Origin of the sequence: Sphingobium sp. (assembly GCA_023266575.1) — a bacterium.
Lineage (GTDB): Bacteria > Pseudomonadota > Alphaproteobacteria > Sphingomonadales > Sphingomonadaceae > Sphingobium.
Window position 1 is genome coordinate 13,075 of the sequence record JAHFPV010000005.1, and the last position, 12,103, is coordinate 25,177.

The window sequence follows — 12,103 nt, forward strand, 5'->3', positions numbered from 1 at the left end:
CAACGCATGGAATCCATTTCGGTGCGCAACTGGCCAGTCGGAAAGACCAGCAAGGACCCTGTCTCAGGGATAGCGGGCGCGCATCCGTCGTACGTGGTAGCACCGACCCAATGGCTGGCTGCCCTGTCGCAGGCAGCGGCCATTTTATCGCATCATGACAGCATATTGTCGTTGGTCGAAGGCAATGATCGTTTTCTGCAAGCCTTTCGCCAGCATCAGGAAAAAGACGGTGCCGTCTCGCACGCTGCGACGACATGGCGCGAACGCATACTGAAGTTCATTCAGTCGAATCAGACCGCCGACAGTTTCGAAATCCGCCGTGATGGCAAGCTGGGGCCGGAATATTTCATGTGCACCATCGGCCGACTGCCGGCTGATGCGGATCACCCCGAACTCTATCTGTTCACCGCGACCGACCGCACCAGCGAACGCACGATCGAAAAGAATCTGCGCCGCGAATTGCTCTCGGACGGCCTGACCGCACTGCCGAACCGCACCGGTTTCGGCGAAGAGATTGACGACCGGATCAGCAACACGGTCTGGCCCGACAATGCCCAGTTCGGCATCATCGCCATAGACCTCAGCCGGTTCAGCCGGGTCAATGAATCGCTCGGCCCCATGGCGGGCGACGAATTGCTGATCACGGTTGCCAAGCGGCTCAAATCCAGCCTGCGGCAGGGCGATGTGCTGGCGCGCATCGGCGGCAATGATTTTGCGATATTTGCCCGTCTCAACAATGGCTTGTCGGACGCATTGCATATCGTTCAGCGTATCAAGGAAGCGCTTAGTTCGCCGATCCGGCTGAGCGATCTGCAAATCCGGGTCGACTGCGCGATCGGCTGCGCCCTGTCGACCAGCCTGAGCGATGATCCCGACGATATCGTCCGCAAGGCGCAGGCCGCGGTCAAGATCGCCAAGCGCAGCGGCAAGGTGGAAATCTACCGCAACGGCGTCCTCAAGGAAGCGCAGCGTCGCTTTTCGATCGAAAGCCGGCTGCGCGACGCACTGGCCCAGGGCGGCCTGTCGCTCGCCTATCAACCGCTCATCCACCTCCAGACCGGCGAGATTACCGGGTTCGAGGCGCTCGCTCGTTGGGATGACGAGGAACTGGGCAACGTATCCCCGGTCGAATTTATCGCCGTGGCTGAGGAAAGCGGCCTCATCACTCCGCTTGGCCGCTGGGCCGCCTATGAAGCGGCGCAGGCCTTGTCGCGCTGGGACGCCAAATTCGGCCAGCCCATGCCCGTCGGCGTCAACGTCAACCTTTCGCCGATCCAGATGGCGCGCGATGATGTGGCGTCCATGTTCGAGGAAGCGCTGCGCTATTCGGGCATCGCCGGGCATCGTCTGACAGCCGAAGTCACCGAAAGCGCGATCATCGCCGATCCCGACAAGGCGCGCAAATTGCTGTTCGCGCTCAAGGATTTGCATATGTCGATCGCGATGGACGATTTCGGCACCGGCTTCTCCAACCTCGCCAGCCTGCACAGCCTGCCGATCGACATATTGAAGATCGACCGCAGCTTCGTGTCGTCCATGCTGGGGGATCGCGATAAGACGGTCATCGTCCGCACCATCCTCTCGCTCGCCGAATCGCTCAATCTCAAGGTCACGGCCGAAGGGATAGAGACACAGGAGCTCGCCCACGCGCTCCAGAAAATGGGGTGCTGGCAGGGGCAGGGCTATCATTTCGCCAGGCCGATGGCGGAAAATGATGCCTTCGACTATTGGCGCGCCCGCTGGAATTTCGAAACGGTCTGATCGGCGATTGCGCTAACCCGCGCGGCATCCGGGAAGTCCTCGGCCACCCACATATCCTGCACGATATTCAATGCCTTGGCGACATCAGGGCCAGGCGCCAGCCCCCGCGCGATCAGCGCTCCGCCGCTGATCGGCAGCTTGGGCGGCGTCCAGTCATCCAGCGCAGCCACGCCCGACAGGTCAGCATCACCATCCAGCAGCAACCGGTCGACCGCTCCCTCAACCCCGATATGCCAAGCCAGCGCCCGGATCGGCGCATCGCCCAGTCCAGCCTCCAGCGCAGTCGTCAACCGCTTGCGCGCCTTGTTCGATAATTTGAGCCGCGCGCCCACCAGATCGGCCCGCGCCGCATCGGGCGGCAACAGGGCCGCCAGCCGCCGCAGCGCCGACGGCGCGACGCCCGCCGCTTCCTCCCGCGCCATCAACCGCGCCAGCCTGTCGATTCCCGCGCTATCCACTTCGGGCAGGACCGGCGTCAATATCCCGCCCTCCACCATCAGCCGCAGCGCATGGATCGGTGCCGCCACCCCCAACAATTTCAGCAACTCATCGGCAATCCGCTCCCGTGACAGCGCCATCAGGCTGTTGGCCGCCGCGACACAGGCGGCATAGGCGACATTGTCCAACTCATCGTCGCCATAGCGCGCCAGAAAGCGGAAATAGCGCAATATGCGCAGATGATCCTCGGCAATCCGCGCGTCAGCATCGCCGATGAAGCGCAAACGCCGCGCTTCCAGGTCAGCTATTCCGCCGAAAAAGTCGGTAATCTCCCCGCTCAGCGGATCGGCATAGAGCGCGTTGATCGTAAAGTCCCGCCGCGCCGCATCCTCGCGCCAGTCGTCGGTATAGGCGATGATCGCGCGCCGCCCGTCGGTGCTGACGTCGCGACGCAGCGTCGTGATCTCCACAGGCCAGCCCGCAATCACTGCGGTGATCGTGCCATGCTCTATCCCCGTCGGCACCGCCTTGATTCCCGCAGCCTTCAGCCTGTCGACCACATCATGCGGGTCCAATGTCGTCGCAATGTCCAGGTCGTTGACCGGCAGCCCCAGCAGTCCATCGCGCACCGCCCCACCGACGAAGCGCGCCTTGCCGCCCGCCGCATCCAGCGCCACCAGCACATCATCAAGCCCCGGACGATGCCGCCATGGCGCATCGGGCAACAGCACGCTCATGCCGCGCCCAGCCTGCGCGACAGGTTTGCCAGGATCGCGGCGGTCACGCCCCATATCCGCCGGTCCTGCCACATAATCTCATAATAGTGCCGCACCACTCCTTCAAATTCGACGGCATGTTGGGTCCGGTTGGCCGGGTCGAGCGCATAGGCGAGCGGCAGTTCGAACCAGTCGGCCACCTCGCTCTCCTGCGGCCGCAGCGGAAGGTCGGGCGGGATCACCGCCAGCACCGGCACGATGTCGAATCCGGTGAAGGTATGATAACGGTCGGACGTGCCGATCACCTGCGCCAGATGCGGCGGCAGGCCGATCTCCTCCTCCGCCTCCCGCAGCGCCCCTGCAATCTCGTCAGCGTCGCTCGCATCGACCCGCCCGCCGGGAAAGGCGATCTGCCCCGCATGTTTACGCAGCCGTTCGGACCGCTGGGTCAGGATCAGCCCCGGTTCTGCCCGGTCGGTGATCGCCACCAGCACGGCGGCAGGGGCCAGTGCAATATCCCCATCAATGCGCGGATCGCGCGTGTCGGACGGCAGAAATACGCCATCGCGGCTATGCCCTTCGGCCAGCGCGGCGCGCAGCCGCTCCGCCAAGGTCATGCCGCGCCGTCCAGGGGAAAGAAGGCGCCATTGCTCCACAGGCCGACCCGCTCGGCCCCTTCATCCAGCGCCAGATTCATCAGCTCATAATAGACGCTGCGCACGACCAGCGCCTCCAGCCCGGCGCGGACATGCAGATAGGGGTGCGGCCCGTCCGCCGTCTCGCGGATCAGCAGCGCATTGTCCGGCCCAGCCGCGATCAGGTCGCCGGTATTCAGCCTAAACGCCAGCGCCCGTTCGCGCCCTTCGCCCTCGCTCTTGAGTTCGACCGCCACGAACGGCGCATCCTCGACCGCGATGCTCAGCTTCTCGACCGGGGTGACCAGCACATAGCTGCCATCCGGCTCACGCCGCAATATGGTGGAAAACAGACGCACCATCGCCTCGCGCCCGATCGGCGATCCCTGATGAAACCATGTGCCGTCGCGCGCGATCCGCATCTCGCTGTCGCCGCAATGGGCCGGGTTCCATTTCTCCACCGGCGGCAGTTTTTTTTCGGCAAGCAGACGCGCAATGTCGCTCAGCGACAGGTCGGCCAGGTCGGGTAATGGGTCCATCGGCATGGCCTAGCAGATAGGATCGCTGCGCCCCGATGGCAAAGGGGGAATCAGGCGGTGACGCGAATATCGGGACCAAGCATCCCCGTGCCACCCACCGCGCGACCATCGACCGACAGCGCCAGCAAGCGCCTTTGCTCGACCGGGCCGGGCACGCGCCATCCGCCGGTATCATCGGCGCTAAAGCCCCAGAAACGGCCATAATATTCCGGGTCGCCGATCATCATCAGCGGCGCGGTCCCCTGCGCCTTTGCAGCCGCGACCACCGCGTCCATCATCGCCCGGCCATGGCCACCGCCCTGATGCGCCGGATCGACCGCCACCGGGCCGACCATGATATAGGGCCGCTGCGTTCCGTCATCCTGCGTCAACGCCACCGGCCAGCTTTGCAGCGATCCGATCAACGCGCCGCCATCGTCCACCACCGCAAAGGACAGCGCAGGAATCCACGCCACCGTCCCGCGAATCAGGTAGGCCGTCCGTCCATGCCGGTCCGTGCCGAACGCATCGTCGAGCAGCCGCTCGATCGCGTCTGGCCGCTGGCTTTCAAGAGGGACAATCATAGACACGTCTTGCCGATCCGCCATCAATGGCGCATGGACCGCGCCGGGAGCGGCGGGCTTTACCGCCCGCATCGCAAAATGAAAGACTAAACTGGCCCCGCCTGACAGCAGGAAAGGGCCGGATATGGCGGGCCATGCAGACTGGATTTGACGATTTTTTGACGCTGGAGGTCAATAACCTCCATGTCGATGTGCTGACCGGCATTTATTCGGAGGAGACCCATCTCCCCCAGCCGCTGCGCATCTCCATCCGCGCGCGGTTGACGATCGCGGATCATTATGATCCCGACACGCCGTTGACGCAGTCCAAAAATTATATGGACCTCAAACATGCGGCCTCGACCGCCTTGCCCGATGGCGTCCATTTCACCCTGATCGAAGCGGTGGCCGACCATATCATCGACACTATCTTCCTTCAGGGCGACAATGTGACCCATGTCGAAGTGAAGATCGTCAAACTGGCCCTGTCCGAACGTGGCGAGGACATCGGCATCACGCTTGGCCGCAGCCGGAAATAACGGCTCCAAATGACGGAATGTGCTCCCGCGAAGGCGGGAGTCCAGTTCCGGGGCTTCAACTAGGCTCCCGCCTTCGCGGGAGCGGGCAATTCACCCCTTCTTGATCAGCCCGATCTCGATCAGCCGCTCGGTCAGATAGTCATGCGCGCTGATTGGCGGGTCGCGGCGCGGATTGGCGTCGCTCACACATTGCGGCAGCGCGTCGATCATCACGTCGGGGCGCAGGTGCAGGAAGAAGGGCATCGAATAGCGCGAATGGCCGCGTCGCTCCGGCGGCGGATTGACCACGCGGTGGCTGGTCGACGGCAGCATATGGTTCGTCAGCCGCTGGAGCATGTCGCCGACATTGATCGCCAGCGCGCCGGGCGGCGGCACCACCGGCAGCCAGTTGCCGTTGCGGTCTTTGAGTTCCAGCCCGCCTTCCTCGGCCCCCAGCAACAGGGTGATGAGGTTGATATCCTCATGCGCGCCCGCGCGGATGCCCGGCGCTTCCGGCGATACCGGGGGATAATGGAGCAATCGCAGGATCGAATTGCCCCGGTCGATCGGCCCGTCGAACCAGCGTTCCTCCAGCCCCAGATAGAGCGCGATCGCCGACAGCAATTCCGCGCCGACCCGGTCGAACTCGGCATAGAGTTTGGAAAAGACGGGGTGGAATGCGGGCAATTCTTCGGGCCAGACATTGGGCGGCATCGTCTCGGCCAGCGGATCGCCCGGCGGCAGATCGCGCCCGACATGCCAAAATTCCTTCAGATCATTTTCGCTCGCGCCCTTGGCGATTTCGGTGCCGAACGCGGTATAGCCGCGCTGTCCGCCATTATATTTGGCATCATAGGCGCGCTTGGTGGCTTCAGGCAGGGCGAAAAAGTCGCGGGCCAGCGTCCATCCCGCATCAATCAGCGCCGGGTCCATGCCATGATCGCGCACCATCGCGAAGCCGAATCGCTGGAAGGATTCGCCAAATCCTTGCGCGAAATCCGCCTTGCTCAACTCCGCCATCGACAGGACGGGCACCTGATCCAGCACCGATTGCGACACTTTATACTTCTCCGAAAATATGGGTCCGAAAACTCTGGGGCAGGGGGCGCAACATAAGGAACGCGCACCGATATTCCCATCCTTGATCGCGGCGAAGCGGTGATGCAAGGAGGCAAAATGAACTATTGGCTGATGAAATCGGAACCCGACGTTTTTTCCTATGACGACCTGGTCGCCAAGGGGAAGGCGGAATGGGACGGCGTGCGCAATCACACCGCGCAGATCAATATGAAGGCGATGCGCCGGGGCGACCTGGCGCTCTTCTACCACAGCAATATCGGGGTAGAGGCCGTGGGCATCATGGAAATTGTCGAGGAAGCAGCCCCCGACAGTACGGACGAGAGCGGCAAATGGATCGCTGTCCATGTCCACGCCCGCGAAAAGCTCGCCAAACCGGTCACGCTCAAGACGATGAAGGCCGATCCGGCGCTGGTTGGCATGGTCATGCTGCGCCAATCACGCCTGTCCGTGTCACCGGTGTCAAAGGCCGAGTTCGATCATATTGTTGCACTATCAAAGGCTTAAGGCGTCAGAATCGTTCCGGTTGCGTTCTGCGCAACTGTTCCGGCGCTTTTTGCGATTGTCGCTTTGCTGCGCTGCGACATAGAAGCGCCTCAACAGAATAAGAATATTACAGAGGTGTTTGATCGGCATTCACAAGGAGTTTACCCATGCGAATGCTGTCCAAGTTTGTTGCCGCCAGCGCCCTTGGCGCTTTTGTTGCCCTCGTTGCCCCTGCCCAGGCTGAAGAAGCCGCCAAGCAGCGCTTCACCCACGAAGGCTATACCTACGTCTATGACGTCAAGGATACCAAGTCCGGCAAGGTCATTTCTGGCCGTCGTTTCCCCGATGCGGTTGCCTTCAACCTCTCGGTCAAAGACGGCAAGGTTTCGGGCGTTTCCGGCGGCCAGCAGGTCACGTTCAAGGTTGACGAAGCGCGCGGCGCTGCCTCGAACTGAGCGTCACGCCTTTTGAGCCACTAAAAAAGGCCGCTTCCGACGCGAAGCGGCCTTTTTGTTGGGCCGGGTTAGCGGCAGCGACGCTTGCTGTCGACTTCCTTGCCGAGCAGACCGCCGCCAACGGCACCCAGGATCGTACCGGTCGTGCGTTCGCCGCGCGTATCGATCGCCCGGCCCAGCAGCGCGCCACCGGCGGCACCGACGATCAGGCCGGTCGTGCCATTGGACTTGCGGCAATAGGTCCGGCCATCGCGACCGCGCCATTCCTTGTAACGATAATCCTTGCGCGCCTGTGCGCCATCGGTCGGCACGGCCATGGACAGCGGAACGGCCAGCGAGACGGCGGCCAGGGCGAGTAGGGCTTTACGCATGAGTATCTCCTCCATTTGCGTTGATTTGACGCTTGAACCCCTGCACTTTGGCTGAGGTTGCATGAACCTGTCACAACGAGATAAGTCTTTGTTTATAATCGACTAAATTTTGAGGCGAACGGACGCCCGGCAGGGACGAACGGGTGATGCAAGCCGGAGTGGGGATGTTCATCCTTGCGCAGTCGGGCTGGAATGCATCCCCTGACAGACGCAGAAAAGTTATCCACAGCTTTATGACAGTTCTGATACGCGCCACTGCCGATTCCGCTTTGCGCGACTCGCTTTTGGTGAGAGCATCCCTCTATCGGAACAGTAGGAAACGGAGCGATCCATTTCCAGAAATCCCTGGTAAAACAGGAATTTAATGCTGTTCTGAAGGTTCGCTGGAAGGCGTCGTTCGCAAGGGCGACATCAACCAACGGATCGGTCCAAAGGAACGCTGCCGGGTACGCGCGAAAGTGAACGTCGGGCATCGGATATTGGAGGACCAGAGCCGGATTGGCTGTCCTTGGCCCGATCCGGAGCAGTCCTTGGCAAACAGCCTTTCAGGCGCGCGCCAGGACAACGTCGGGCCGATGATCGCCTCTCGCCAGAGAAGCGGATCGCATGACCCGACGGCAGTGGGGACCGACAGCAATGTCGGCCCCCATTTTGCGTTTGGGGCTTGGCGCTGAACGCATCGTGGGGGGAATCGCGCTAACTGGTGCCGGATGCAGGATTTGAACCCGCGACCTTCGGTTTACAAAACCGCTGCACTACCACTGTGCTAATCCGGCGCACCAGTCAGGCGACACGCCCTTACTATCAGATGACGCCGAACGTCCAGCCCTCCGTTGCAGCAATTTGTCGATCGAGCGGGGCTGGCGTCCACAGCGCATCCTGCCCCGCTACCGCCCGCATCCACGCCGCCGTCACAATCGCGTCCGCACCATGATCGTCCGGCATTGCGCCCTCATGCCGCTCCGACCCGATTCTCTCCAGCGCATTATTGAGCGCCACAGAATCGCGCATCTTGGCGCGTCCCTTCGCCCGTCCGGCCGCTGACGCGGCAAGGCTGGTATAGATTTCCACGATCAGCGACCCGTGCGCGGGCAAAGGATCGAACGGCCATACCGGCACATCGCCCCGCACCCGGTGCAGCAATCGCATCCCGGCAAAGCTCGCCTTGGCCACCTGCGCCGCGCCGATCGCGTCATAGACGGTGGATGGTTTGCCCCCGCCACCCGCCAGATAATGCGCCTCGCACGCGCGATTATGCATATAGTCGGCCTTCACCCCGTCCGCCTTGCCGAAATAGAAATGCCGCCGGTGCGCCACCTCCAGCAGGCTCGCCGCGCCCAGATCCGCATCCTCGCAAACCGCATCGACATAGGCCCAGAAGTCCGGCCCATTGTCCGGCACGGCGTCACCCGGCAGATAGCCACCCCGCGCCACAAAGGGCGGCGCAAAGCTGAAATCGAACCCGAACAGGGTAGGGGCCTCGCCCGCTACTCCCACCAGCCAATCGGCCACGCCCGTCCGCGACCAGACTCCGTCCGGTGCCTCCACCAGCCGCGGCACCGCGCACCCCACCTCGCACAAAGCGACCGCAATCCCCTTATGCCGCGCGCCCTTCGCCCCGGACCAGTCGATCGCGGCAAAGCGCGTGAAGCCGGGCGTCACCCTGCGCCGCGCTCCGCCCGCAACCGCTGCCAATAGGCGATCCGCTCGGCGATCCGCGCTTCATAGCCCCGGTCGGTCGGCGCATAGAAAGTTTGCGGCGTCATCTCGTCCGGCCAGTAATTTGCGCCGGAAAAGCCGTCCGCCACGTCATGGTCATATTGATAGCCTTTGCCATAGCCGACATCCTTCATCAGCTTGGTCGGCGCGTTCAGGATGTTTTGCGGCGGCATCAGCGATCCGGTGTCGCGCGCCGATTTGAACGACGCCTTCATCGCCATATAGGCCGCGTTGGATTTGGGCGCGGTCGCGCAATAGAGGCAGGCCTGCACGATCGCCACTTCGCCTTCGGGACTGCCCAGAAAGTCGTAAGCCTCCTTGGCCGCCAGACACTGGACCAGCGCCTGCGGATCGGCGAGGCCAATATCCTCGGCGGCAAAGCGCACCAGCCGCCGCAGCACATAAAGCGGCTGTTCGCCCGCCACCAGCATCCGCGCCATATAATAAAGCGCAGCCTGCGGGTCCGACCCGCGCAGCGACTTATGCAGCGCGGAAATGAGGTTGTAATGCCCCTCTCGATCCTTGTCATACACCGCGACCCGGCGGTGGAGCAGGGCGGACAGCCCGGCCGGATCGAGCGGCTCTGCTATGTCGATTGCATAGAGCGTCTCGACCTGATTGAGCAAAAAGCGCCCGTCGCCATCCGCACTCGCCACCAGCGCCTCGCGCGCGTCTGCATCCAGCGGCAGGGGACGCCCCGTCACGGCCACGGCCCGGTCCAGCAATTGCTCCAGCGCCGCCGCATCCAGCCGCCGCAGGATCAACACCTGCGCCCGCGACAGCAGGGCCGCGTTCAGCTCGAAACTCGGATTTTCGGTGGTCGCACCCACCAGCGTCACAGTGCCATTTTCAACGAAGGGCAGAAATCCGTCCTGCTGCGCCCGGTTGAAGCGATGGATTTCGTCCACGAACAACAGGGTCTTGTCGCCGCGACGGCCATGCTCCTTGGCCGCGGAAAAGACTTTCTTCAGGTCCGCAACGCCGGAAAATACTGCCGAAATCGGCTCAAACCGCATCCCTACCGCATCGGCCAAAAGGCGCGCTGTCGTGGTTTTTCCAGTGCCCGGCGGTCCCCACAGGATGATGGAGGATAGTCGCCCCGCCGCCACCATCCGCCCGATCGCCCCCTCCGGCCCGGTCAGATGCTCCTGCCCGACCACCTCCGCCAGCGTGCGCGGACGCAAACGGTCGGCCAGCGGCGCAGTATCGCTGACGGCATCAGCGCCGGTCAGGGCATCATCGGAAGCGAAAAGATCGGCCATGCCTGGTGATATAGGGATGAATGCGCGCTCAGGGAACCGGGCTGGATCGCGGCATCATGCCCTGCTCACGCTGGCGGATGATCCGCAAATAGGTATCGACCAGCGCCTGATTGACCTGATCCCAACCATTGCGCTCCGCCCGCGTCTGCGCCGCTGCGCCCGCCTGTCCGCGCGCATCGCAGTCCAGGCAATAATCCTGCAAGGCATCGGCAAAGGCTCCGATCGCGCCGGGGCGGATCAGCCGCCCGGTCACCCGGTCGCTCAGCAGGCTTTCGCTGCCTGTCGCACGCGCCGCAACAGTCGGCACGCCGCACGCCATCGCCTCCAGCGTGACATTGCCGAACGTCTCGGTCACGGACGGGTTGAACAGCATATCCATGCTGGCGACCGCGCGGCCCAGATCATGCCCCTGCTGGAAACCGGTGAAGATCGCGCCGGGCAGGCGGTTCTGGAACCATTCGCGCGCCGGGCCTTCGCCCACCACCAGCACCTTGTGCGCCACCTGGCGCGTCGCAAGCTGGTCGATCGTGTCGGAAAATACGTCCAGCCCCTTTTCCATCACCAGCCGACCGATAAAGCCGATGGCGGGCATGTCATCGCTGATGCCGATGGACCGACGCCAATCGAGATCGCGCCGGCCCGGATTGAAAATCTCCCGGTCTATGCCGCGCGTCCAGATACCGACATCATAGCTCATCCGCTGTTCGCGCAGCAGTTGCGCCATCGATTCGGACGGGGCGACGATGGCGTCGCAGCGGCGATAGAAGCGGCGCAATATCCCCTCGATCACCGGCTCCAGAAACGCCAGGCCGTAGTAACGCGGGTAAGTCTCGAACCGCGTATGCACCGATGCGACCGTCGGCAAACCGTTCTGCCGCGCCCAGCTGAGCGCACGATGGCCCAGCGGATCGGGGCTGGACAGGTGGATCAGATTGGGCGCGAACGCCTTGAGATCGCGGCGAACCCTGGCCGACATCGCATAGGGAATCCGATATTCCTTGCGGCCGGGCACCGGCACGGACGGCGTGCTGATCAGGTCGCCTGCGGGCGCGAAGGCCGGCGTATCGGTGGTGGGCGAATAGACCCGCACCGCCGCGCCCTGCCGCAGCAAATAGCCGACAAAGCGATTGAGCGCCTGATTGGCCCCATCGCGCACATAATTATAATTGCCGCTGAACAGGGCAATGCGAAGGCCGCTAGCATCCATCGCAGCCCCCTTAGCCCAAGAAATGTGAAAACCCAAGGGAACCGGGTAAGCCTTTGGGAATTATGCCCTTAGTTAGGATTGGGACACCGGCTGACGCGGTTGCGCCCAAGGGAGAGAGGATGCCCCGATGCCGCAGACATTCCGTAAAGGTGCGCGAGTCAGATGGAATTGGGGGCAGGGCGTCGGCCGGGGACATATAGCGGAACGGTTCGACCGTCCCGTTGAGCGCCATATCGAAGGCGTGCCTGTCCGCCGGAACGGATCGCCCGCCAATCCCGCCTATCTGATCCACGCCGACAATGGCGGACAGGTGCTCAAACTCAGTTCCGAAATCCACACCGCCTGACGCCACTGGCTTGCAGCCGGCCTCTCGCATC

General features: G+C 63.0%; 14 protein-coding genes and 1 tRNA gene. 5 read left to right on the top strand and 10 right to left on the bottom strand.

All coding sequences use genetic code 11. The features are described from left to right. Positions 1-6 precede the first annotated feature (6 nt). Positions 7-1,761 (top strand): bifunctional diguanylate cyclase/phosphodiesterase, encoded by a 1,755-nt coding sequence (locus Q0D44_RS07015; protein ID WP_294134532.1) that lies wholly within the window; start codon positions 7-9, stop codon positions 1,759-1,761. Here Q0D44_RS07015 and Q0D44_RS07020 read toward each other — a convergent pair. Genes Q0D44_RS07020 through Q0D44_RS07035 form a run of 4 tightly spaced genes read right to left on the bottom strand, consistent with a single transcriptional unit; the run spans position 1,725 to position 4,652 of the window. Then, positions 1,725-2,936 carry a CCA tRNA nucleotidyltransferase gene (locus tag Q0D44_RS07020; protein WP_294134534.1) on the bottom strand — a complete coding sequence of 404 codons (1,212 nt, stop codon included), beginning with the start codon at positions 2,934-2,936 and terminating at the stop codon, positions 1,725-1,727. The two genes, Q0D44_RS07015 and Q0D44_RS07020, sit on opposite strands and share 37 nt — an antisense overlap. After that, positions 2,933-3,532, bottom strand: coding sequence for a CoA pyrophosphatase (locus tag Q0D44_RS07025; protein WP_294134538.1), 600 nt, complete (start codon positions 3,530-3,532; stop codon positions 2,933-2,935). Before Q0D44_RS07025 ends, Q0D44_RS07020 begins: the two co-directional genes overlap by 4 nt. Then, entirely contained in the window at positions 3,529-4,095 is a 567-nt protein-coding gene (locus Q0D44_RS07030; protein WP_294134541.1) for a DUF1285 domain-containing protein, read from the bottom strand. Before Q0D44_RS07030 ends, Q0D44_RS07025 begins: the two co-directional genes overlap by 4 nt. Before the next feature lie 44 nt (positions 4,096-4,139). Beyond that, entirely contained in the window at positions 4,140-4,652 is a 513-nt protein-coding gene (locus tag Q0D44_RS07035; protein WP_294134544.1) for an N-acetyltransferase, read from the bottom strand. Positions 4,653-4,786: 134 nt separating this feature from the next. Between Q0D44_RS07035 and Q0D44_RS07040 the strand changes: the two genes are divergently transcribed. Continuing rightward, positions 4,787-5,170, top strand: a complete 384-nt coding sequence (locus Q0D44_RS07040) for a dihydroneopterin aldolase (RefSeq protein ID WP_294134547.1) — start codon at positions 4,787-4,789, stop codon at positions 5,168-5,170. A gap of 90 nt (positions 5,171-5,260) precedes the next feature. On the opposite strand, the gene Q0D44_RS07045 is transcribed toward Q0D44_RS07040, so the two are convergent. Further along, entirely contained in the window at positions 5,261-6,208 is a 948-nt protein-coding gene (locus tag Q0D44_RS07045; RefSeq protein ID WP_294134550.1) for a 2-oxoglutarate and iron-dependent oxygenase domain-containing protein, read from the bottom strand. A gap of 117 nt (positions 6,209-6,325) precedes the next feature. Here Q0D44_RS07045 and Q0D44_RS07050 point away from each other — a divergent pair, with 117 nt between their 5' ends. Further along, complete coding sequence (locus Q0D44_RS07050; RefSeq protein ID WP_119747533.1) at positions 6,326-6,733, top strand: EVE domain-containing protein; 408 nt, start codon at positions 6,326-6,328, stop codon at positions 6,731-6,733. A gap of 152 nt (positions 6,734-6,885) precedes the next feature. Further along, complete coding sequence (locus Q0D44_RS07055; protein ID WP_294134989.1) at positions 6,886-7,167, top strand: hypothetical protein; 282 nt, start codon at positions 6,886-6,888, stop codon at positions 7,165-7,167. A 68-nt stretch (positions 7,168-7,235) separates the two neighbouring features. Here Q0D44_RS07055 and Q0D44_RS07060 read toward each other — a convergent pair whose 3' ends face one another. From Q0D44_RS07060 to Q0D44_RS07080, 5 genes are all read right to left on the bottom strand, one after another. Next, positions 7,236-7,538 (bottom strand): glycine zipper 2TM domain-containing protein, encoded by a 303-nt coding sequence (locus Q0D44_RS07060; protein ID WP_006959876.1) that lies wholly within the window; start codon positions 7,536-7,538, stop codon positions 7,236-7,238. 701 nt (positions 7,539-8,239) lie between these two features. Beyond that, positions 8,240-8,314: transfer RNA gene (locus Q0D44_RS07065), tRNA-Thr, on the bottom strand. A gap of 28 nt (positions 8,315-8,342) precedes the next feature. Then, positions 8,343-9,200, bottom strand: a complete 858-nt coding sequence (locus tag Q0D44_RS07070; RefSeq protein ID WP_294134990.1) for a hypothetical protein — start codon at positions 9,198-9,200, stop codon at positions 8,343-8,345. After that, a complete protein-coding gene (locus tag Q0D44_RS07075) occupies positions 9,197-10,519 on the bottom strand; it encodes a replication-associated recombination protein A (protein ID WP_294134559.1) in 1,323 nt (440 codons plus the stop codon). Before Q0D44_RS07075 ends, Q0D44_RS07070 begins: the two co-directional genes overlap by 4 nt. A gap of 28 nt (positions 10,520-10,547) precedes the next feature. Continuing rightward, a complete protein-coding gene (locus Q0D44_RS07080) occupies positions 10,548-11,726 on the bottom strand; it encodes a glycosyltransferase family 1 protein (protein WP_294134562.1) in 1,179 nt (392 codons plus the stop codon). 127 nt (positions 11,727-11,853) lie between these two features. On the opposite strand from Q0D44_RS07080, the gene Q0D44_RS07085 reads away from it, so the two are divergent. Then, positions 11,854-12,072, top strand: a complete 219-nt coding sequence (locus tag Q0D44_RS07085; protein ID WP_294134564.1) for a DUF2945 domain-containing protein — start codon at positions 11,854-11,856, stop codon at positions 12,070-12,072. Positions 12,073-12,103: the final 31 nt, after the last annotated feature.